This is a genomic window from Actinomyces naeslundii (assembly GCF_001956585.1).
GTDB classification, from domain to species: Bacteria; Actinomycetota; Actinomycetes; order Actinomycetales; family Actinomycetaceae; genus Actinomyces; species Actinomyces naeslundii.
In genome coordinates this window covers 12802-35463 of sequence record NZ_MSRR01000008.1, presented here as the reverse complement: position 1 = coordinate 35463, position 22662 = coordinate 12802, and the positions used below count along the sequence as shown (strand labels likewise).

General features: G+C 66.6%; 18 protein-coding genes and 1 tRNA gene. 5 read left to right on the top strand and 14 right to left on the bottom strand.

Annotation, left to right across the window (positions count from 1 at the left end):
• Window positions 1–72: 72 nt before the first annotated feature.
• Window positions 73–1419, top strand: a complete 1347-nt coding sequence (locus BKH33_RS04530) for a hypothetical protein (protein WP_003781817.1) — start codon at window positions 73–75, stop codon at window positions 1417–1419.
• 32 nt (window positions 1420–1451) lie between these two features.
• Entirely contained in the window at window positions 1452–2798 is a 1347-nt protein-coding gene (locus tag BKH33_RS04525; RefSeq protein WP_244157421.1) for a hypothetical protein, read from the top strand.
• Here BKH33_RS04525 and BKH33_RS04520 read toward each other — a convergent pair.
• The gene (locus tag BKH33_RS04520) at window positions 2795–4060 is read right to left on the bottom strand and encodes an MFS transporter (protein WP_003781815.1); all 1266 of its coding nucleotides are present in this window, start codon (window positions 4058–4060) and stop codon (window positions 2795–2797) included. The two genes, BKH33_RS04525 and BKH33_RS04520, sit on opposite strands and share 4 nt — an antisense overlap.
• A 209-nt stretch (window positions 4061–4269) precedes the next feature.
• Here BKH33_RS04520 and BKH33_RS04515 point away from each other — a divergent pair, with 209 nt between their 5' ends.
• Window positions 4270–4851, top strand: coding sequence for a DUF805 domain-containing protein (locus tag BKH33_RS04515; RefSeq protein WP_003781806.1), 582 nt, complete (start codon window positions 4270–4272; stop codon window positions 4849–4851).
• A gap of 65 nt (window positions 4852–4916) precedes the next feature.
• Here BKH33_RS04515 and BKH33_RS04510 read toward each other — a convergent pair.
• Both BKH33_RS04510 and BKH33_RS04505 read right to left on the bottom strand, forming a co-directional pair.
• Window positions 4917–5007 (bottom strand) — tRNA-Leu (locus BKH33_RS04510).
• Window positions 5008–5120: 113 nt separating this feature from the next.
• Window positions 5121–6035 carry a D-hexose-6-phosphate mutarotase gene (locus tag BKH33_RS04505; RefSeq protein ID WP_081395412.1) on the bottom strand — a complete coding sequence of 305 codons (915 nt, stop codon included), beginning with the start codon at window positions 6033–6035 and terminating at the stop codon, window positions 5121–5123.
• Window positions 6036–6104: 69 nt separating this feature from the next.
• On the opposite strand from BKH33_RS04505, the gene BKH33_RS04500 reads away from it, so the two are divergent.
• The gene (locus BKH33_RS04500; protein WP_003781812.1) at window positions 6105–7553 is read left to right on the top strand and encodes an AI-2E family transporter; all 1449 of its coding nucleotides are present in this window, start codon (window positions 6105–6107) and stop codon (window positions 7551–7553) included.
• Between the two features lie 21 nt (window positions 7554–7574).
• Here BKH33_RS04500 and BKH33_RS04495 read toward each other — a convergent pair whose 3' ends face one another.
• From BKH33_RS04495 to BKH33_RS04455, 9 genes are all read right to left on the bottom strand, one after another.
• Window positions 7575–10991, bottom strand: a complete 3417-nt coding sequence (locus tag BKH33_RS04495) for an error-prone DNA polymerase (RefSeq protein ID WP_050998489.1) — start codon at window positions 10989–10991, stop codon at window positions 7575–7577.
• Window positions 10991–13219 (bottom strand): HNH endonuclease signature motif containing protein, encoded by a 2229-nt coding sequence (locus BKH33_RS04490; RefSeq protein ID WP_373692778.1) that lies wholly within the window; start codon window positions 13217–13219, stop codon window positions 10991–10993. The genes BKH33_RS04495 and BKH33_RS04490 overlap by 1 nt, the downstream gene beginning before the upstream one ends.
• A 116-nt stretch (window positions 13220–13335) precedes the next feature.
• A complete protein-coding gene (locus tag BKH33_RS04485) occupies window positions 13336–14433 on the bottom strand; it encodes a YbfB/YjiJ family MFS transporter (protein ID WP_003785578.1) in 1098 nt (365 codons plus the stop codon).
• Between the two features lie 97 nt (window positions 14434–14530).
• The gene (locus BKH33_RS04480) at window positions 14531–15463 is read right to left on the bottom strand and encodes a dihydrodipicolinate synthase family protein (RefSeq protein WP_003785550.1); all 933 of its coding nucleotides are present in this window, start codon (window positions 15461–15463) and stop codon (window positions 14531–14533) included.
• A complete protein-coding gene (locus BKH33_RS04475) occupies window positions 15460–16179 on the bottom strand; it encodes a B3/B4 domain-containing protein (RefSeq protein WP_003785556.1) in 720 nt (239 codons plus the stop codon). Before BKH33_RS04475 ends, BKH33_RS04480 begins: the two co-directional genes overlap by 4 nt.
• 4 nt (window positions 16180–16183) lie before the next feature.
• A complete protein-coding gene (locus tag BKH33_RS04470) occupies window positions 16184–16789 on the bottom strand; it encodes a helix-turn-helix domain-containing protein (RefSeq protein WP_043539951.1) in 606 nt (201 codons plus the stop codon).
• Between the two features lie 101 nt (window positions 16790–16890).
• Complete coding sequence (locus BKH33_RS14330) at window positions 16891–17244, bottom strand: hypothetical protein (RefSeq protein WP_309314330.1); 354 nt, start codon at window positions 17242–17244, stop codon at window positions 16891–16893.
• 407 nt (window positions 17245–17651) lie between these two features.
• On the bottom strand, window positions 17652–18359 hold the full coding sequence (locus BKH33_RS04460) for a SatD family protein (RefSeq protein WP_076139950.1): 708 nt from the start codon (window positions 18357–18359) through the stop codon (window positions 17652–17654).
• A 132-nt stretch (window positions 18360–18491) separates the two neighbouring features.
• A complete protein-coding gene (locus BKH33_RS04455) occupies window positions 18492–19139 on the bottom strand; it encodes a thymidine kinase (RefSeq protein ID WP_003785548.1) in 648 nt (215 codons plus the stop codon).
• 137 nt (window positions 19140–19276) lie between these two features.
• Between BKH33_RS04455 and BKH33_RS04450 the strand changes: the two genes are divergently transcribed.
• On the top strand, window positions 19277–19954 hold the full coding sequence (locus BKH33_RS04450; protein ID WP_003785595.1) for a phosphatase PAP2 family protein: 678 nt from the start codon (window positions 19277–19279) through the stop codon (window positions 19952–19954).
• Between the two features lie 29 nt (window positions 19955–19983).
• Here the strand turns inward: BKH33_RS04450 and BKH33_RS04445 are convergent, their stop codons facing one another.
• Together BKH33_RS04445 and BKH33_RS04440 are read right to left on the bottom strand one after the other, a co-directional pair.
• The gene (locus BKH33_RS04445; RefSeq protein WP_076142583.1) at window positions 19984–21681 is read right to left on the bottom strand and encodes a Y-family DNA polymerase; all 1698 of its coding nucleotides are present in this window, start codon (window positions 21679–21681) and stop codon (window positions 19984–19986) included.
• Window positions 21678–22589: a hypothetical protein gene (locus BKH33_RS04440; protein ID WP_043539953.1), complete on the bottom strand. Its 912-nt coding sequence runs from the start codon at window positions 22587–22589 to the stop codon at window positions 21678–21680. Before BKH33_RS04440 ends, BKH33_RS04445 begins: the two co-directional genes overlap by 4 nt.
• Window positions 22590–22662: the final 73 nt, after the last annotated feature.

The window sequence follows — 22662 nt, the reverse complement described above, 5'->3', positions numbered from 1 at the left end:
CCCCAAAATCATCTCCCAGGACGATTCCTGCCCTATGCTCACGGACGAAGCACCAAGGAGAGAAGAGCCTGCGTGAGCACCACCCCCTTGTCAGAGAACCGCCGTCACGGTCCCGCCATTCCCCGCTGGATGCTGCCCTCAGTGAGGGTGCGCAGACGCGGCGATGTCATCACGGTCGAGCAGAGGGTTCCCGCCCGCGTGGAGAGCATTCACACGAGTCGCAGGGATGACTCCGGTAGCCTCCACGACGAGTATCACACTCCGATCTATGAAGCCGGACTGGGATCACCGACATCAGTGCCACTCGTCAAGGAACGGCTGACCGTTCCAGCAAGCGAAGTGAGTGAGCAGCAGGTTCGTCAAGCCGTAGACCACGCCATCGCCGCCTACGATCCGGGCACGGCGGCGCTGTCCGTTCAGCTCAGTGGGGATGCGCTGCTGCGACTGCTGCAGACTGTCTTCTTACTGGGAATGGCGGGATTCGGTCTGCACTTTATCGTCATCCCCTTCTACCAAAGCGCCTCAAGCGCGCCTCCAGGAGACCCTTTCGCCAGCTTCCAGAAGTTCTTGACAGTCTTCCCCGGTATCTTCATCCTCGTAGCGATCACCCTCGCAGTTGTCTGTGCTCGTGCCGCATGGGCCCTGCGCACCCCGAAATTCGTGGCCGAGGAGCAGTGGGGGCTGTTGCGTCAGACCCTGACCCAGCTGGCAGGGCAGGAGCCCGGCTCGTCGCGCCCCCTGGACATTGAGGCCGGCCTGCGCCGGGATCTCATCACTCACCCGAACGGAGACTCCCTCACGCGAGGAGTCACCCGCGATGGGCGCATGGGTCCCCCATGGCCGGATGCCTACGACGTCGCCAAGCGCGTCAGGCAGGGCCGGCGCATCCTCATCGGCATGACCATCTTCGCCTCAGTCTTCCTGACCGTGGGGGTTTTGATCTTCCTGCTGTTCATCGCCGCCGGACAGCTCACACTCATTCCCCTGCTCGGCGGCGTCAGTGTCTTCGGCGCGATCCTCTCCCACACCTCCCAGCAGTGCGACCGCCTTCTCGTTTCCTATCCCAGTACGATGCCCGGAGAGGAAGAGCCGCGAGAGCTCAGCTGGAAGGATGTCGACACCGCCTCCTTGCCCGCGTGGTGCGATGCTCGCCGGCGCGAACGCTACTGGAACCTTGCTGCGATCGTGTTCCTGATTGAGTTCGTCGTGGCTATTCTCGCCATATTCGCCTTTGTGATGCTGAATCAGACTGCGTTCTCGACCAGCTCCTCGTCGCAGGAGGCTCACACTCACGCACTGATACAGAACTCGGTCCTTGCGCTGGTCGTCATCGCTTCAGCACTCGCCACCGTTGTGATCGGCAGGCGCTGGATACAGCAGAAGGACAGCGAGCTGCGCCACCAGGCAGGACTCATCTGAGTTGTGCCCACACCCCACGGAGACAAGCCCACATGAGTATGCCCAGCCCCATGCCTGAAAGTCGTCGCTATGGCCCCGAAATCGCCCGCTGGAAGCTCCCCGCCGTGCGAGTACGTCAGGAAAACGCCGTCGTCACGGTCGAGCAGAGGGTCCCGGCCCGCGTCAGCAACATCTCGGTCAGCACCACGTCTGACAGTGACGGGCACGTTCGGACCCAGCGCACGTACTACTACGAGTCCGGGCTCGGCTCCGACTCCAGGCTCCCCCTGGTTCGCGAGCGATTCACGGTGCCGGCATCCATCGCCGGCCAAGAACAGGTCGAGCAGGCGGTCAAGGCCGCCATCTCCTCCTACAATCCGGGCACTGCCACACCCGGCAAGCAGTGGGGCCCGGGAATGTGGAGCAGGTTGGCTGTGGCCGGCTTCGGAGCCGTCTTCTCCTTCATCGCGTTCTCCATCCTCATCATGGTCATTCCCGTCATGAGAATCGACGAGGAGGCTTACGGACGTTCCTTCGAATTTGGTTCCCTATTTCTGCTCCTGCCTGCTGGATTCATCGTCCTGGGCGTACTGATCATGGTCATTGGACTCCGGAGCGCCTGGATCCTGCGCACACCGGACTTCATCGCCGAGGAGCAGTGGCAGCTCCTGCGCTCAGTCCTCACCCGGATGACCGGGCAGCAGCCGGGATCGTCACGCCCGCTCGACACTGAAGCGGGGCTACGTCCCGATCTCATTACCCACCCTCATGGTGAGACACGCAGGCGAGGAGTCACCCTTGATGGCCGTATGGGGCCGGCCTGGCCCGACACCTACAGTGTCACCAAGACCATCAGAAAAGGTAGAATTAAGGTCCTCCTCACCTCTTCCCTCATCATCGTCATTCTTGGCGTTCTCTACATCTTCAGCAGAAGCGGGGCAGACTTTAACACCGATCGGATGGTCTCCGCCGTTCTGGCCTGCACAGGAATGATTGGAATATGCCTGATACCGTCGTTACAGGCCTGCGACCGGCTCCTGGCGGCTTACCCGACCCAGGTCCCCGGAGAGGACACTCCCCACCGCATAGGCCTCCGAGATGTCGATGTCGACAATCTGCCCGGTTGGTGCGCCGCGCGTCTTCGACAGGACTACTGGAATGCGGTATCTCGCGGCTTCTGGGTCCTGTGCGGGGCCGGAGGCGTTCTGCTCTTCATTCAACGTCGTTCAGAACACTCAACGGACGCTTCAGCGGCATCAGCACTCTTCCTGAGTGCCCCCGTGTACATCGGACTGACCATGATTGCCGTGGCCATGACCGTTGTGGTCAGTGTTGTCTGGGCGCGCAACCGGGACGCAGGACGACGGCGTCTCGTGGGACTGGCCTGCCTCTTGCGTTAGTCCCGCCTCGTGGCCTCGGCGGGCCTGCGGTGCAGGACCGGCCAACAGGTCACCATGACCAGACCTCCCAACAAGCCGTAGGCCAGGGCCACCCACAGTCCGTGGCCATCGGCGAGCCGGCCGACCACAGGTGGCGCCAGCAGTCCCGTGAGACGGGCCAGCCAGGACACGACAGTCAGGCCCAGCCCGGGTGGGAGCCCTTCGACGTCGTCGGCCGCGGAGTAGGTCACAGGCACGGCGACGGCGCAGCCCGCTCCGGAGATCGCCATCCCGATCAAGGTTCCGGGAACGGAGGAGAGCAGGAGGGCGATACCCATACCGAGGGTCACCAGTGCTCCGCCCCATGCGATAACCGTTCGCTGCCCGACGGCGTCAATGATCCGGTCACCCACCAGACGCCCCACAATCATCGTTCCCTGGAGCGCAACCAGTCCCAGCCCCACGCGCCCGGGGGCGGCACCCTGGTCGGACAGGAGCAGGGACGACCAGTTCATGGCGACGTCCTCGGGGAACATGGAGGCGGCGCACAGAAGTCCGACGATGCTGAGGACCATTACTGTCAGGGGCAATGAACGGGTTGACGATGCCGGTGCAGGCGATGCCTCATGAGGCTGGTCGGAGGTCCTGTGCTGGCTGGTAGCGCGTTCGGATGAGTCATGGCCGGGCAGGAACCAGCCTGCGAGCAGGGGGCCTGTCGAGAGGACGAGCAGCACCGCCGCCGTCAGCACCATGTGGGTCCCCAGCGCCACGCCGGCCCCGGCCATGGCCTGCCCCATGGCGGCTCCCAGGACCGCCCCCAGTGACCAGGCAGCGTGAAAGCTCGTCACAATCGACATACCCCAACGGCGTTGGACCCGCAGACCGTGGGCATTCTGCGCGACGTCGACGATGGCATCCGTCCCGCCCACGATCAGCAAACAGCCCGCCAGGACGATCCACGAACGGGCCAGGCCGGCGCCGAGGAGCGCCAGGGCCACCACAAGCATGCCCAGGCTGGCGACCTTGGCCGAGGTCAGGCGGGAGATGAGCCAGGACGCGGCCAGCCCTGCGACCAGAGCGCCGACACTGGCGGCGGCAACGGCCTGACCGAAGGCCGCCTTGCTCAGCCCCAGGTGAGCCACGATCTCCGGGAAACGCGGGACCAGGTTGGCAAATCCCAGGCCATTGGCAAGGAACACCAGGCAGACCCCGACGCGCGCACGTACCAGCTCAGGACTGCGCCACGCAGTGAGACGACGTCGCAATGGGGCGGCAGAGAGCATGACAACTCACTCTACCGAGGCTGCTTACCTGTGGGCCAGCATAGGGAGTACTCCCCACCACGGTAGAAAGGAACCGAGGTGACGAGTCATCCCTTCTACCCTTAGGCTGTGGCTCGTATGCCGATCTGACACCAGAAGGCGCATCAGTCCGGGTTCTCTCAGCCATGAAGGCACCCGTAATTCCCTACACCGTCCTATATGGAGGATTCATGTCCTACGGAAGCGGTCCCGCCCCCTACGACGCTCAGCCAGACCAGTCGGCCTACGGCGGTCAGGCACCCTACGGCGGCCCCGCCCCTTACCCCGGCGGCCCCGCCCCCTACGGCGCCCCCAACCAGTTCGGATTCGGGGCTCCGCCCCTGAACCCCGATATTGCCCCTCTCCCGGGTGCGAGCTTCGGCGACGCCGCTAAGCGCTACTTCCAGCGCTACGCCCAGTTCCGCGGCTACGCCTCCCCGCCCGAGTTCTGGTGGTCGTTCCTGCTGTACCAGGTAATCATCCCCACCGTTCTCGGCGTACTGGCCTTTGTCATCATTCTTGCGGGAGCAGGGACGGGTTCAGAGGACGCAGCCGCTGGAGCGCTTCTCGGCAGCGGCCTGGTTCTGCTTCTGTACAGTGTCTACGCCCTTGTGATCCTTGTACCGTCCCTCGCCGTCATGGTGCGTCGTCTTCATGACAACGGGAAGTCAGGATGGTTCGTCCTGTTGGTCCTCGTTGGACTGGGAATCGTGCCGCTCATCCTGTGCTGCTTCGAGTCCCGCCCCGACCTCTACCGTCCCGAATGGAGCTGAGCAAAGCCTCCTGACGGAAACGCGATGATCCCCGGAACCTCATGGTTCCGGGGATCATGTGTTGGTGGTGTCCGAGGGGGGACTTGAACCCCCACGCCCGTTTAATAAGGCACTAGCACCTCAAGCTAGCGCGTCTACCTATTCCGCCACTCGGACTTGTGTTGTCTCCTCCGCCTTTCAGCGGCTTCTCCGGGACCTCGTCCCGGCGACGCAGAGAAACTTAGCATGACGGCCACCGAGGCCACCAAACCACCTTCAAGTGCTTCCCATCACACTCCGGTGCTCTCGACGCTCAGTGTCACCTGCATGGACCAACTCGCCCCAGGCTCGATAGTGGGTGCGTGCTCTCGTACCGCTCCGCTCTCGACGCAGACCATGGTGGGGAACTCGTCGTCGGCCATGTCCGGCAGCGGGGCGCTATAGGTGGACCAGGGGTTCCACACGATCGTGGAAGGTGCGTTGAGCTTGTCGACGTGGATCGTGCGCTCATGACCCGGATCGGTCACGGCGACCGGCTCAGCGGAGTCGTAGATGCGGTCCACGGGGCCGGATATTTTCACATCACCATCCTGGACACGATGCGCCTCCTGGGGGCTGTGAGCCAGATTGTCACTGTAGGAGGCGCCAGCCAGACCGCTGATGAGGCTGGCGGTGACATCATGAACCGAGAGATAGGTGTGGGCGGCGGCCTCCACCGTGCGAGATGCGTTACCGTCATTGCGCAGACTGAGACCTAGGCGCAGAGTCTCACCGATTTCGACCTCATAGAGCGCCGTCAGGTGGTCACGACTGACGCTCAGAAGAGCACGGACACCGCCGTCATCCGTACTGGCGACCATCCGCAGCTGCCAGGGTGCGATACGCGCCCAGCCGTGCTTTGGCACGGCGTCGCCGTTGATGCCGACGCCGAACTCCGGCAGGCACAGGGGAATTCCCCCACGAATGGCGGTGGAGCCGTCGAAGACCGCCTGCCGTGAGGTGAAGATGACCTCCGACCCGCCGCGCGGCACCCACGAGGTGAGGGTGGCACCGTGAAGGTAGATCTCCGCAGCTCCGGCAGGGGCGTCGATGAGGAGCCGTGGTTGTCCTCCCAGTCCCGGTCCCAGCGCAGCGGTGCGCGGCAGACGCACCTGGTTCATGGCAGCGGCGGGGTGAGTCGGATTGCTGATATTCGGGGCGGTCATGGGGCCACGCTAGTAGGCTGTGTGTATTTCGTCAGCCCGATAACCAGCGAAGGACTGAACGTTCACCCCATGGCAACAACCAGCTCTCCGTCAGAGGACACCCCCGCACAGGTTCCCGAGCCCTCTGAGAACTCCGGTTCCCCTGAGTCGAGTCACACACCCGGCTCCGTCAAGAAGCCGTCCCGAGAGGTACTGAGCAGCAGCGGTCTTCTCGGGAGGATCAGAAGCGCGCGCTCGGCCCTGGACCGGGGAATCGACTGGGCCGAGAGACGCAGGCAGGCGGATCGCGACTTCCGGCTGCACTGGGAGTCCGACTCTGGAGAGGACGTTGCCACCAAGCCCACCACTCCCCCGGTATCGACCACCCACGTCCGCGTTGCACCATCAGTCTCTTTCCCGGAGACGGTCACGACCCGTTCGACGATCGTGGACTCTCTGCCCTCGTGGCTGGTGCGAGGCGGCCTGGGGGCGTGGCTCGGACTCGGCATCATCATTGTGATCGGCCTGATCTTCTACGCCACCTCCCAGGTGATCCCGGTGTTCATCGGCCTGTTCATGGCTCTGGTGTTCACCTCGATCCTCCAGCCAATGGTTAATCTCTTCGCCAGAGTCATGCCCCGCTACCCGGCGACCTTCCTGGCCCTGCTGACCACCATCGGTGCGATCGCTGGACTGGTGACCTACGTGGTCGCCTCCGTGACCAGTCAGTGGAGCTCCCTGGCATCCCAGTTCAGTGACGGTCTCGACACGATCATGGACTTCCTGGAGCATGGGCCGCTGCACCTGACGCAGCAGCAGGTCTATCACCAGCTCCAGGTGTGGTTGCGCCAGGGCCAGCACTACCTGCAGTCCAACGCCCCCTCCCTTGCCTCTGAGGTCGTCTCCAACGCGAGCGCCGTCGTCGACGTGCTCACAGTCCTGGCCCTGGCGCTGTTCGTCACGATCTTCTTCCTCGCCTCCGGGGGCAAGATGTGGCGCTGGTTCCTCAACGAGCTACCCGCCACGATGCGCGAGTCGACTCACCGGGCTGCGGGAGCCGGCTGGTACACCTTCGCCGGCTACGCGCGCGGTACCGTGCTGGTGGCGCTGACCGACGCCGTCATGGCCGGAGTCTTCCTGCAGCTGGTGGGTATCCCGTTGGCTGCGCCTCTGGCGGTGCTCGTGTTCATCGGCGCCTTCATCCCAATCATCGGCGCCCCTCTGGCAATGATTGTCGCCATGGTGGTGGCGCTGGCCTCCGGAGGCTTCGTGACCATGATCGTCGTGGGAGTGGGGGTGGCCGGTATCGGCCAGATCGAGGGGCACATTCTCCAGCCGCTGATCATGGGCCGTCAGGTCTCCCTGCATCCGGTGGTGGTGATCATCGGTGTCGCTCTGGGGACCTATGCCGCTGGCTTGCTCGGCGCGATCGTCGCGGTACCGCTGATCAGCGTGGCCTGGTCCGTCTACTCCGAGTTGCATACCAAGGACGCCCCGGTCACCGGGGAGCTGCCCGCGTACTCCACCCGCGAGGAGTAGGGGGAATGACGAATCCGGTGCTCAGCACCAGTCCCGGCTGCCGGTCGAGGGAACACCGGGGAGGGCCTGGAGGTGCTCGGCCATGAGGGCGACGACCCCGTCTCCCTTCTCCACGGTGCCGCGTACGATGAGGGCGCCGGCGCGTCTGCCGACGCTGCGGTAGCGGCGCCACATGCCGGCTCGACAGACGACGTTGAGCAGACCGGTCTCATCCTCCAGGTTGAGGAAGATCATGCCGGTGGCCGTGTGAGGCCGCTGCCGGTGGGTGACGACGCCAGCCACCCGAACCCGGCTCCCGTGCTCCTGGTCTGAGAGATCGGCCGCCCTCAGCACGCCATCGGCGGTCAGTCCGGGACGCAGTGATCTCAGAGGCGATCCCTGCGTGGACACTCCGGTCAGGTTCAAGTCGGCGGCCTGGCGCTCACGGTCGGTCATGGTCGGCAGGGTCGGGGCGACAGCGCCAACAGCGGTGCCCGGAAGCGTGGGCTGGAACCATCCTCCTGAATCCTGGCGGGATGCGCCGCGGCGTCGGCCGTGCTCGTCGGACAGGATCCCGGCAGCCCACAGTGCTCGACGGCGATCCGTCCCCAGGCTGTCGAGAGCCCCCGAGGCTGCCAGCGCCTCAAGACGGGAGCGGCTCAGGTTCACACGTCGAGCCAGGTCGGCCTGGTCCAGGTAGGGACCGTGGGCGCGACGCTCAGTGACGATGGCCTGAGCAACCCGTTTTCCCAGCCCCTTGATCGGGCTCAGACCGAGCCGCACCGCGAGGTCGTCGTGGACGTCAAGTGGTGACGGGGCAGCGGGATGCGGGGTGAGTGGTCTCCACTGCTCTGCTCGCTCCGGTGACGGCCCTGTGCCCCACTGCGCCCGCCTGCGCTCAACGGTAGCCTGTGCCAGGGAGTGGTTGACGTCTGCGGGCAGGACGCGCACACCGTGACGGCGGGCGTCGGCCACAAGGGACTGCGGGGACCAGAAGCCCATGGGCTGGGCGGCGAGGACTCCGGCGTAGAAGTCCTCGGGCTTGCGCACCTTGAGCCAGGCCGAGGCGTAGACCAGGTAGGCGAAGGAGAAGGCATGGGACTCGGGGAAGCCGAACTCGGCAAACGACCTCAGCTTGCTGTAGATCTCCTCGGCGGTCGCCTCATCGATGTCGCGGGCTCTCATGCCCGCCACGAGCCGGTCATGGAGGGCGTCCATACGTTCGAGGGATCGCTTGGCCCCCATGGCCTGGCGCAGGGTGTCGGCCTCAGCGGGGGTGAACCCGGCGGCATCGACGGCGATCTGCATGAGCTGCTCCTGGAAGAGCGGCACGCCCAGGGTCTTGGCCAGGGCGGGTTTGAGGGAGTCGTGCAGATAAGTGACCTCCTCACGCTTCAGCCTGCGGCGGATGTAGGGGTTGACGGCGTCGCCCTGAATGGGCCCTGGGCGGATGAGGGCGACCTCGACGACGATGTCGTAGAACGTCTTGGGACGCAGACGGGGCAGGGTGGCCATCTGCGCGCGCGACTCGACCTGGAAGACCCCGACCGTGTCCGCAGCAGTGAGCAGCCGGTAGACGGCAGGATCCTCCTCGGGCAGGGTGTGCAGTCCCCAGGGACGGCCGGTCTGGGTGCTGCGCAGCTCGCCTTCCTCGACGACGTCGGGAACGACCTGGCCGCGCTCGGCCAGGGTGGTGAACGCCAGGCGCAGGGCGGTGAGCGCGCCAAGGCCTAGAAGGTCGAACTTGACCAGGCCGGCCTCGGAGCAGTCGTCCTTGTCCCATTGAAGGACCGAGCGATTGTCCATGGCCGCCCAGCGCACCGGGCACACCTCAGTGACAGGACGGTCGCACAGGACCATGCCTCCGGGGTGAACCCCCAGGTGGCGGGGTAGACGCAGCAGCTTCTCGGCGATATCGAGAACCGGTTCGGGAACCTCGTCGCCCTGTCCTGTTAAACCTCCGGGGCGTACCGTGGCCCACCGGTCCATCTGCCTGGCCCAGGTGTCCTGCACGCCGGCGGGGTGGCCGAGGGCCCGGGCGGCATCCCGAACGGCGGATCGGGGTCGGTAGGAGATGACGTTGGCGACCTGGGCGGCGCAGTCACGGCCGTAGCGGGAGTAGACGTGCTGGATGACCTCTTCTCGACGACATGCCTCGATATCGAGGTCGATATCCGGGTAGCCGGCTCGCCCCGGGGACAGGAAACGCTCGAAGAGCATCTGGTGCCGGACGGCGTCGACCGCGGTGATTCCCAGGGCGTAGCAGACTGCGGAGTTGGCCGCCGATCCTCTCCCCTGGCACAGGATTCCCGACTGCCTGCAGAACTCGACGATGGAGTGCACGATGAGGAAGTAGCCGGGGAATCCCAGGGACTCGATGACCTCGAGCTCGTGGTTGAGCACCTCCCAGGCTCGGGGATGCTCCTGCGGGGTGCCGTAGCGGCGAGTAGCGCCTTGACGGGTGAGCTCGCGCAACCACGTGGCGGGTGTGTGCCCCTCCGGAACATCAGCATCAGGGAGGTCCGGAGCGATGAGAGACAGATCGAAGGCCAGGTCGGAGGCGAGGTCTGCGGCAAGGTCGACGGCGTCGGGGCGACGGCGGTGAAGCCTGGCCATGTCCTGGGCTCCCCGCAGCCAGCGGCCGATGGCGGGTAGGTGACCGCGAGCACCTTCCAGGTCAGTGACGAGTCGGGTCGAGGTGAGAACATCGGCAAGCCGGGCGTCGGCGGGGCGGGCGCAGCGCACTGCACCGGTGGCCACGAGGGGCAGCCGGTGGTCGTGAGCCAGCCGGGTCAGGACATCGGTGAGAGCGGCATCGGTGGGACCTCCATCCAGGGTGAGCTCAACGGCCAGACCGACAGCGGCGTCTCCCTCGACCTGTGGGCAACCGGTCGTGGATCCGGCGCCTAAGGGGCGACCTCGGTCAGGAGCAGCGAAGAGATCGGCGAGGTGGCCCAGGTAGGCATCTGCCGCCTTAAGGTCCCAGGTGCTGGGGCGACGGGGATCGCCCAGCGCCCGACGCAGGGGACCGTTGGCGGTACCAGTGAGGATGAGGCAGGTTCCCGCCGATCCCCCGGTCTGGTTGGTGGGGGCGGAGCGAAGAGCCGCAGCGAGAGTGGGCAGGTCGTGAGCCGGTTCTCGGCGTGCTCCTGCGTCCAGGTTGTGCTGGGAGATGGCCGATACCAGGCGACGGTAACCGATGGGGCTGCGAGCCAGGACGGGCAGGTGGGAGCCGTCGGCCAGGGTGAGCTCGGTGCCGTGAATGGTGGGCAGGCCGTGGGCACGACCCGCCTGGGCGTGCTTGACGATGCCGGGGACGCCGTCGTGATCGGTCAGGGCGAGAGCCTCCACCCCGAGCTCGACGGCGGCCGAGGCCAGCTCATCGGGCTCATTGGCTCCGTCAAGAAAGGAGTAGGCGGAGTGGGCGTGCAGCTCGGCGTAGCGGTGTCGGCTGGTCATCACTGTCCGTGGCACCTGGTGCTTCGGAAGGGTGGGGTGGGGTTGGTGGGGGGTGCTGGTTTGAGGGTGTGGGTGGCCCTTGGGTAGGGGGTGGTCTCGTGGTGTCCGGGTCTTTTGTGGGGGTGGGGGCCGTGGGTGATCGGTCGGGTACTGCCGCTGCTGGGGTGGGTGTGGTTGAGGGTGGTGTTGAGGTGGTTGATGATCTCGGGGGTGGTCTGTTTGCTCAGGTCGGTCGGGACGAGGGTGCTGGGGACGTGGGTGCGGTGGGGTCCGGTCTTGCGGGGTAGGCGGTTGATGGTGCCGTCGGGGTGGCGTTGGTAGACGGTTCTGTCGGGGGTGTGCTTGAGGTGGTGGTGGGCCTGGTACAGGGTGGCGAGGTTGTTCAGGCTGGTGGTCCTGCCCTGGCCCCAGGCGGTGAGGTGATCGAGGTCGCAGCGGGAGGCTGGGGCCTGGCAGGCGGGGAAGACGCAGGACCGGTCGCGGGCGCGCACCAGGTCGGCCAGACCCGTCGGGGGCCGGTAGCTGGTGCGGCCGACATCCACGGCGGTGCGGCTGGTCGGGTCGGTGACCAGGCGCCTCCAGGTCCCACCCGCGGCCAGGGCCCAGCCGGTCATGGCCGGTACCACCGCGCTGCGGGCCCCGATCCGTACCTCCGCGGTCTCGGCAGCCGCGGCAGTCTGGGCGGTAGGAGCACCCTGCCCGGGAGCAGGCAGACTCCTCCCGCCGGAACTGGGCAGACTCCTGCCGCTGGTCCCGGAGGACTCCCGGTCGAAGGGCTCGAGCACGGTTGCGCGGCGGCCGCCGTTTGGGCTGGTCCGGCCGGTGTCAAGGCTGTCAGGACCGTCGTCAGCGCGGTCACCGTCCCCGGGATCGCCGCTGCCGGCGGGGTCTGCCGGTGGGGCCAGGCTGGTGATGGGGACGGTGACCTGGACGTCGATGTGGATGTTCCTGGGGAGAGGCAGGTGCCCGGTTCCTGAGGGTGTCCACCACTCGCTGGCCGACCCCACCAGCCCACTCAAGGCCCCCAGGAGCCCGTCCAGGGGCACCCCGTCAGGCAGCAGACGCCCAGGGGCAGGCGACTGGTTGGTCTCAGCCGGGTCCTCGCCGCAATGCTCGACTTGTCTCGGGGTGGGCTGGTAGGCGGCCATCTGGCTGGTGCGTAGGGTCTGCAGGGTCATGGCGGTGACGGCGTCGGCCCCGAGCTGGCCCGGGGTGCGCCTCTCACCGGCGGCGCGCACGCTGGCGGCGATCGCGTCCAGGGTGGCGTCCAGCAGCAGGGCGTCCATCGTCGGCAGCAGCAGAAGGACCTGGCACAGGCCCTCGCCCACAGGCCTCGGGCGCGACACGCACCGCCTGGAGACAGTGGCCCGGGTGCGTTCGGTGTGTCCGTCGGGGTCGACCTCTATCAGGGCCCGCTCAATGTCCCACCCCACCTGGGACACGCTTCGCCGGGGTGCCTGGGGCAGGACCTGGTCCTGAACCGCCAGCGCCACCGGAACCGGTACGCCCTCCAGGCGGCGGGTCACCAGGGACGCCTTCACCGAGTCCAGCACCCCGCAACGCTCCATGGCCTCAGTGGGGCTCAAGCCAGCGCTCATCAGGGCACCGCCGTGATCCACGATCTGGCCGGCCCGAGCCCGGGAGACCCCCAGGCGGGCCGAGAGCAGGCAGGCGGTGTTGAACCTGCGCTCCTCAAACCCGACCACGGGTGAGACCTGACCACCCGGGCCCCACCGGCCAGGACGCGCCGACAGCTCACCGCACCCGGTCAAACACGCAGCGGCGAGTGACTCTCCCCAAGTAGCCCAGGCCGCCAGACGATGGCAGACCGCGGCCAGCTCCCCCAAACCCACCGCCCCCAGACCAAGCAACCCACTGCTACCAGCCTCCTCCACACCCACGACCCGAAACCCCTCGACGACAGCCACCACGGCCGCATCACCCCCAGGCTCACCACCGAACAAGCCCCCACCACCAACGCTACCGGCACCACCGGCACCATCAGCACCAGAGCCCTCAGCATCAGAGCCCTCATCGCCGGAGTCCTGAACGGTCACCAGCAGGCAAGCCAGCAACCCCTCCACCACACCAGCCAGCACCCCACCGGCGGCCAGGGACGCCAACAGACCGGCCGCATCCTCCACCGAGACCGCTGGCACCGACGCCGCCACCCCACCAGGCGCACCCAGCACCCCGACCGCACCACCAGCCAGGACACCAGGAAACACACCACCTTCGAACATACGTACACTATAGCCCCGCCCCCACCAACCGCACCACACAACCACCCCCAGAAACCGCCGCGATAACAACGAATAATCGGGAAGCTGAAACGCTCCCTCTGTCAGCCCGCCCCAGCCCGTCGGCGCTCCATGACGCACCAGAGGGAACTTGCGGCCGATAGGACGGCAACAGCAGCGATCGGAAGCCACACCGCAGCGCCGGCAAGTGCGCCGGCAACCGCTGTACCAGCTGATCCCGCCGCGATTTTCAGGGCCCCGACCCAGATGAACACCTGCCCCCGTGACTCAAGAGGCGAGTACTCGCTGCGAGCCGCTAATGTCGCAGCGAAGAACAGGGAGTTCGCAACACCGACAACAGTGAACGCAATCATCGTCAGGACGGGGTTCGACACCGATATGACGACGCCCAGCGCTACGGCGACCACTCCGGCCAGCAGCGACGTGAGCCTGTCGGCGTCTCCCTTGAGCGGCCACACCATCAACAGCACGGATCCGGCAAGACCACCACCTCCATACCCAGCAACCAGGGTGCCGGCCAGAGCAGCCCCACCAAGAGCCGGGGCGACGGCGACGGCATAGATCGGTAGCGCCGCAACCGAGAACGCGACCACGACCGTAAGCCCCAACGTGCAGCGCAGCGGCCTGGATCGCCAGATCGTCATCAGGACGCGTGCTGACGAGCTCACGGCACCCGACTCAGCAGCCGGCGCCTGCTTCGGCAGCGCGAGCACAGCCCCAGCCCCGATGAGTGTTGAGGCGGCAAGAATAAGCATCGCTCCCAGCGGACCAGTAGCAGCCGAGATCCATGCGACAACAGCGGGCCCGAGCGTGCCGCTGACGCCGTAGCTGGCGACGTCCCAACTCTGTGCGCGCCGCTGGCTCTTTTGCGACGGCCCCGCGATCGACGGCAATCGACTGCTCACTCCTCCGGTGAGCATGGGCCCGAATACTCCCGAGAGGACCAGCAGTACTGCCGGGACGACGGTCCACGCCACTGGCAGTAGTAGCCCGGCAGTCCCGAGCAGTAGTCCGTGAGCGAGGGCCGAGACGGCGATAATCCTCCTGCCGTCATCTGCAGTGTCGAGGCGGCGGGCGATGAACGGACCGAGCAGATGTGGTGCGATGATTGCCGCTCCCAGCATGCCGGACATCCATCCGGGCTTTCCTGAGGACTGGGCGAGCAGCACAACGGCGACCACCGCGCCTCCATCGGCTGAGCGTACGAGCGTGGCCGCGAACACGTACCGCGCCAGCGTCCAGTTCGTCCGACCCGACAGACCGAAATCCTCTCGACGCTCAGACAAGATCGAGCTCGGTCACCACATCGATGACCTGCACTCGCTGCAAGTCGGTGAGCCCCCGGATCGGCAGCGGCAGGCAGGACGGTGGAACGAGACCAAGGTGCTCGGCGATCGCCGCAGTCACGCGTAGGCTTCCGCCGAGTTCGGCGAACAGCTCCCACAGAGGTGCGAGTCGTCGTGACTCTACGGCAGCCTCCCGGGCCCGACCCGCCTGAGCAGCTCGGGTGATCGAAAGCGCAGGAGCTGGGAGGGTTCCCCCGATCACCGAGTACCAGGCGTCGCAGCCGGCATTCAAGCCGGTGGCTGCGAACGCGTCTCCGGACACGCCGATCGTGACGTGCTCAGGAATCGCGGCCCGAATCATCGCGACGCGCTCACGCGCTGCAGTCGGGTCGGCGGGGACGCCGGGGATCTTGATCGATGCAATGCCGGGCAACTCGGCTATACGGGCATACAGTTCCGTAGTGAACGTGAAGTGCGTGGTGCCGGGGTTGTCGTAGACGATGACCGGGCGGTCGGTGTGCTCGGTGACAGCACGGAACAGTCTGAGCACCTCGTCGTCGCTGAGGGGCTGGTAGGTCATCGGGGCCAGCAGGACACCGGCCGCACCGGCCTCCTGCGCGCTGTCCACATGGGCGAGGACGCGCGACGTGCGCAGGTCGCCGACTCCGACGAATACCGGAGTCGCTCCGGCGTGCTCGACGGCGATGCGGGCTACCCGAGCACGCTCGGCCGGCGTGAGGTACGCATAGGAACCGGTCGAACCCAAGGCGGTGATGGAATCCACCCCAGCTGCAGTGAGCCGTTCGACGAGGCCGGCGAAGGCGTGCTCATCGACGGCGTCGTCGCGAAGCGGCGTAAGGGGGAAGGCACTCAACCCGGCGAGACGGATTGAGGTAGGACCGCCCTCCTGGTGCGGTTGCTTCATGACGCGCCAATCACTCGTCGGGAGACGCTCACGTCTGAGCCAAGGGCACTGAGTGCCTGAGCGAGAGCGTCAGCAGCAGCTCTCAGCTCGGTATCGGAGACCGGGGAGAGAGCGTCGAGAATGAAGAAGACCGTCCGGGTGGCCTCGCTCAGACCGGTGCGACGGGCCTGGCGCCAGTTCCAGCGCCGGCAAGTCACTCCTGCGTCGTCGCACCACACGACCTCTCCAGGATCGGGATGCTCGACGACGACCTCACCGTCGGCAGTGGTGTCGAAGCGCTCCTGGCCGGTGGCGCGGATCAGGCGCGCTGGCCCCGCGTACAGGGCAAAGTCCTCACCGCCGAGCGGGATCTGATGCAGCACCGAGATCGCGTTGTAGATGTCGGTGAGTACATTCACCCGGGGCAGACCCTTCTGCGCACGACGGGTCAAGGCCTCGAGGCTGTTGCGGGTGCGCTGCGGCTTGGCTCCAAACGCCCGGTAGGCCTCACGCCAGGCTGCGATATGCGGCAGCTTGTCGACCGCGGACTCTGCGAGCAGGGTTCGGGCATGGTCCTCCGCCGCCTGGATAAGGCCATCTGCGACATCGTCACCTTCACACGCACCCAGGCTTGCCGAGATGCCGTCGACGACGAGTAGCTGCGCGCGGTAGTCGGAACGCAGCTCGAACACGGCCGGTTCGATGGCGCAGACATCAAGGAAGTCGTTCGGACTCATGGGGTTAGTCATTCGAGGGCTCCGTTCCGCGTACGGCTCCGACCCCCGGCTCGAAGACCGCGAGTGAGAACCGTACTGGCTCCTGGCCGGGGTTGTCATAGGAGTGGGCGACGTCTCCGTAGAACGTCAGTGCGTCTCCAGTGCGCAGCTCGTAGGCATCGTCACCAACCGTGACGAGGATCGATCCGGCCTGGACGTGTAGCAATTCGCAAGTACCAGCAGCATGTGCCTCGCTCGCATGGCGTTCTCCTGGAACGAGGGTCCAGTCCCACAGCTCAACGACATTGGGCGGCTGTGTGCCGGCGACGAGGACACCGGATCCTCCATGGTCGCCGCTCCACAAACGAGCCCCTTCACCGCGGCGCACGAGCTTGGCCGCGCGTGACATCGGGGGCTCGACGAGTGTCGGAAGCCCGATACCGAGTGCGTCCGAGAGCCGCAGCAGCGTGCCGATACTCGGATTGACCGAACCCTGCTCAACCTTCACGAGCATTCGTCGGCTCACCCCGGCGACCTCTGCGAGATGGTCGAGCGTCCAGCGGCGAGTGCTGCGCTCTTGCTTGATCCGCACACCGATCTCGTGGGCCAGCGACTCCGCACTCACTTCCATGTAGTGCATCATAGTGCACTACATGGGCACTGTCTAGCCTCCCTTTCGAAGACTTCCGGGCAGAGCCCGAGCACCGACATCCCGATTCCCCGCCCTCCCGTTCAGGAGACGTGAATGACAACAGCGCCCAGGACGGCCAGAATCCAGGAGGCGAAGGAGCCGATGAGGAACTCCTCGGCCTTCTGTCCCGCTTCATCCTTGCTGATCTCAGGGAATCGGATCACACCCTTGGCAGCAACAATTGCGGCGACAGCAGCGGGCGCCTCGACGGAGGCGAGCAGGAGAATGAGAATTCGCTCAAGCGGACCGATCCAACGACCACCGCGCATTGACGCCCCCGAATCGTCCTGTTTCTCATTCTTCTGCGAGGACTGACGAGCAACAGCAAGAATGTCGGAGACGATTCGATTAGCGGGTGCGGTCAGGAAAACGGCAACCCCGACGGCGGCAGCCACCTTGGCAGCCCTGGAACCAAGCGGCTCGGACACAAGGGCGCAGACCGCTACAACGAGAAACAGGAGAGCCGTGCAAGCAAGTCGCACAAGAGGCAGCACGTGACTCAGGTCTTCCCTGGGACCCTCGCTCCCCAGCCGGCTCTGCTGACGAGATCCCGGCAGCCTCGCCCACCATCGCTGCGGAACCAGATCCCAGCACAACCAAGCCACTGACATCAGAACGACGGCAACAACACCCCCACCACGAACATGAAGGATCGGCCATCCGACCAGGACACCAAGGACAGTCAGGACTGAGGCCGCCGCCAACAGCCCCACCGCCAACCTCAACCCCCGCAGCATCCACCCCACCCGAACACAGCTGTTGAGCACAGAAGCCACGGCAAGCAGAAGAACAAGGAGTGCCGTCATTCGCCGTCACCTCCACCACTCCACGCAGTCACTCCGTCGAAGATCTTTTGAACCTCCAGCAGGGAGGATCCAGCACCACGAGCGAACTCAGACACGGCCTGCTGACTCACCTTCTCCTGACGGGCAACCTCGACCTGGGTCGCCCCCATGAGAAGTCCGGCCATCATGCGACGCTGACGCGGTTGAAAACGGAACACTGTCTGGTCGCGCAGGATCAGCACAGAATTGACGAGCCCCTCACGCTCCCCCCTCCCCCCTCCTGATCCACTAACCGCATCCGGGTGGATACGCAGCCAGGTGCGAATGAAGGACCTGCCTTCATCCTGAAGAGCGTGAGCCCTCTCGATCGCCTCACGTGCAGCCCACCATGCCGAGCCGTCCTGGATAGGACGCGCAGCCGCGCCGTCGGAACCGCCTCCCACCGCGCCTTCGACCTCAGAGATCACTCCGGCGCCGACGCCAAAGCGCAGGCCGAGCCCTTCAGGCAGGAGCAGGTGCGTGCGCAGCGTGAGAGCGAGAGCATCGGGGAGGGTCGCCGAGACCGCCTGCAGCTCGTCGCCGACCGTGGCGTATGGGGACTGCGTCAACGCCAGGCCTTCGGCAGCGCGCTCCAGGGCCTCATAGATGACCTGCTGAGCCCGCCTGCGGTCAGGCAGCTCGCGGGAGCGGACGATATCTGCGATGAGCGCGTAGGAGACATTCACAGTTTCACGATAACGCTTGTAATACATCGAATACAAGGGATATCTCGGAATGGCTGTTGTCCCCCGCTACCCACAGCCTCGCTCAGTCGGCCTTGTACTCGCGCCAGTACAAGCACAGTCCCGGAGCCCGGCTCACTGGCCGGATAGCCTCCCACCGGCAGCGAGGTAGCACTTGCCGCACAGCGACTCATAGGTGACCTCCCCGGAGTCGATGGCCACCTGATCACCGTCGAAGACGAAGGACTCCCCCACCTTGCGGGCATTGAAGATGGCCTTGCGTCCGCAGCGGCAGATGGTCTTCAGCTCCTCCAGGGAATGGGCGATCTCCAGCAGCCTCCGCGACCCTGGGAAGCTGACCGTGCGGAAGTCGGTACGGATCCCGTAAGCCAGGACGGGCACGTCGTCGATCAGCGCGATCTCCATGAGCTGGTCCACCTGAAGGGCCGTGAGGAACTGGGCCTCGTCGATGAGCACACAGTCAAGAACCTCTCGCAGGGACACAGCCTCCCGCTGAGCACCACCCGCACCACAGACGGGCTGCGCACCGGCCAGGGCCCGCTGGCGTACCAGGGCGCGCAGGTCGTCGTCGGCATCGACGAGGAGGTCGACACGACGCGACACCCCGAGCCGGGAGACGACTGAGTCCTCGCCCTTGGTGTCGACCACCGCCTTGATGAGCAGGACTCGCTGACCGCGCTCCTCGTAGTTGTAGGCGGTCTGGAGCAGCCCCGTGGACTTACCGGAGTTCATGGCGCCGTAGCGGAAGTAGAGCTTGGCCACGCGGGTCCTCCTGGCCGGGGTGTGGACACTCGGGCCGGATGCTACCCGCCGAACGTCCTGGTCGCTGGCAATACCACTCAGCCGGCCCATGGCGCACACATAGCCTCACCCTGACTGTCGCCGATAACCTCGCGCTCATGCTCTCACTCGACCACCTGCCCGACACCTGGCGCACCAGACGTGCCTGCGCGCTGGCCGTGACCGCCGTCACCACGCTGTCGGTCTTCACCTGGCTGGCCCTGACCACGAGCGCCGGAACAGGGCTGGCGCCTTATGACCAAGGTGTCACCACCAGGGCCGTGGATGAACGCCACCCGGCTCTGACCATCGTCATGCAGGTGTTCACCGTTCTTGGCTCCACCGTGGGACTGACGGTCCTGACCGCGATCTGCGCCTCCCTCCTGCTCATGCGGGGGCACCGTGTGCGCGCCCTGGTCCTGACTGTAACGATGCTCGGCTCCAGCCTGCTGACGGTGGTTCTCAAAGAGGTCTTCGGGCGAGCACGCCCCTCGACCGACACCCTTCTGGGCTTCCCCGCCTCAACCACGTCCTTCCCCTCGGGGCACTCCTTCAACACGGCCGTCTTCGCGGGCCTGCTGGCGGGGATGGTCCTGATGACCACGGCGGCATCCCTGTACCGGGCACTGGCGATCATGGCAGCGGCAGGAGCGACCCTCCTGGTGGGCGTCTCCCGCGTCTACCTGGGCTACCACTGGATGACCGACGTCCTGGCCGGCTGGTCCCTGGGACTGGCCTGGCTGTGCCTGGTGACATTGGCGCTTCTGTGGCTGCAGGGACGACGACGCCCGGTCTGATTGTCGCAGGCGAACCAGCCGGTACAGCGTCAGGAGTACACGGCATCGAGCCACCATCCGCCTGAACGCACCAGCAGGCGGGGCGGCCCGACGTCGGTGACCACCTGGAGGTAGGCGCGACGCGAGGGCCCCTGCGGAGCCCACCAGCCCTCGTCGACCGGCCAGGGGCCGGCCCACAGGAGCACGGACTCCATCCTGACCTCACCAGCAACAGCACTGACAGCACTATCGACCACGCCGTCACCAATGCTCAGGAAGCCGGGGACGCCGTCGAGCTGACCGTGGATGTCGACACCGAGCTCGCGCCCTTGGATATCGGTGAGACGTACGGGGACCGGCCGGAGCAGGACGATGGAGGGCGAGGGCTCGGGCAGGGCGCCGCTCCAGGGGGCCGAGCCGTCACCGCCGGACTCACCCGCGTACTCCTCCCCCCAGGGAACCATGCGCACCCGCGAGCGCGGGTCGCGTCCGGGATCGATCCTGGGGACCTGGACGGTGCCGGTCCCAATGAGGGACTCCACGCGCTCGGCGGCGCGGCGGGCCCGAGCCTCATCCTGTTGGCCAGGCGCCTGCCACAGCCCTGCCTGGGCTGCTGTGGCGGGGCTCAGCTCGAGGGCCGTCAGGCTCAGGTGGGTCAGCCCGGAGGAGGGTGGGCGCCCGGAGCGTCCGGAGAGCCAGCCCTCGAGCTGCCAACGCACACGGTCGGTGAGCTCTGCGGTGGTGGGGGTGGTCTCCAGCATCCAGGTACGGACCAGCTCGGCGCCGTCGGCGCAGCGGGCCTCAATAGCGAGGCGTCCGACGGCGAGGCCTTCTGACAGGAGCCGGGCCGCCAGGGTCTCGGCGAGGTGTCGGGCAGCGAAGGCGGCGGTGTCCGCACGTTCCACGGGCGGGTCGAGGGTGGAGGTGACGACGATGTCCTGGGCCGGCCGGGTCATGGCAGGGGCCTCGTGGTGGGTGCCGGCGGCCAGGCGATGGAGCTGTTCTCCCATGGGGCCGAAGCGGGCGGCGACGTCTTTTCTGGGCAGGGAGGCCAGGTCCGCCAGGGTGCGCAGTCCGAGTCGGGCGAAGGTCTCCAGCAGGGGGCGGGCGTCACGTCGCAGGCGCCTGAGGGACAGGCAGGCCAGGAGCGAGTCCAGGGGCCAGGGGGCGAGGAAGTCGGGGGTCCGTCCCGGTTCGACGATGATCCCTTGGCGGGCGGCCAGAACCGCTCCGGACAGGGAGTCGGCGATACCGACCTGGCACTCGACGTCGGCCTCCTGGGCGACGGCCTCGACGAGGGCTGCGGCGAGGACATCTTCTCCACCAGCCCAGGCGGAGGGTCCTTTGGCTCCGGACAAGGCCAGTCCGGGGCGGGCCACGATGGGGTCTGCCAGGAGGGAGGTCAGGGCCTCCATGACGGTTTCGAAGGCACGGGCCTCGCGTTCCTCCTGGGGATGCAGGACGATGAGCCCAGGGCACAGGGATCGGGCGGTGCGCAGGCGCATGCCCGTGGTGATGCCGGCGCTGCGAGCAGGGGCGGAGGCGGCGAGGACTCCGCGAGCGCCGACGACGGCGACGGGCTCGGTGGCCGGATCCGGTAGGTGGATGCCCCCTGGACGTGCACGGTGGTGGCGGCGCTGCCGGCGGGCATCGAGGGTGAGGGCGACGACGGGCCAGTCGGGGACCCAGATGGCCACGAGCCGGGAGGCCGGCGGTCCGGGCGGCCGGTTCGGTTGCGGCCGACTCATCCGACTGCCTCCTGCAGCCTGGGGGAGGTTTGGGTATCGATGCGGGAGCCGGCCTGCAGGCCGTCGGCGGACAGGAAGAGCGTCAGGTTGCCGGTGGTTGCGGTCTGTGGGCGCTGAGCGTCGGTCAGTGTCCAGCCGAGGCGGCGCAGGTATCCGGCCGGCATCTCCATGGCTTGCGCCGGAAGGCTTGCTGCGGCCCTTCGCCCGATGGGGATGACGACGCTGTCGGTAGAGGGTTCCATCGAGGGCTCCACGGGGTACTCCACCAGGACCTGTACGGGGGATGCATCCATGGTTCCGGTGTCAGGGGTCAAGGTGTCGGCCTGGAGAGTGCGGGCCCCTTCCCAGGGGGCAGGAGTCAGGATGAGGCAGCCGCGTTCACGCGCCCGGGCCAGCAGGCGTCTGCGGTGCTGGGGTCGTAGGCGCTCGGCGACAGGGGCGCCGATGAGGAGAGTGCCGACGCCGTCGAGCAGGGCGGAGACGACGGTCAGGGCGGAGGCGTCGTCAAGGACTGATGCCGGAACGGTCAGGACCCGGTTGAGGTCGAGGCCGACCTCGGCGGCCGCGCACCAGCCCAGCTCGTCTCCCCCGACGACGGCGCACCAACCGACACTTCCCTGGCGCAGGGCGAGGGCGGCCAGGAGGAGGGTGGCGGATCCTTGCAGGTTGAGCACACCCGAGTCCTGCGTGGTCGCGAGCCCCGTGAGGGACGCCGTCTGAGGCGGGCTGGCCGCAGCAGTCGCGGCTCCCCTTGACGTGCTGGTTGTTGCCGAGGAGACGGCGCGCTGCACCTCCAGGGCCGCTGAGTCACGCAGTCCGGTGCGTTCCTCAGCCAGCCTCAGGGCGAGGCGGGCCTGGGCAAGACGATCCCGGGCTCCTACCGGTGCGCGCATGGTCACGGCTTTCATGACACCTCCCTTCAGATTGAACATGCGTTCGACGGACGGGATTCAGGATAGCGCCCCGGTGTGACATCAATCA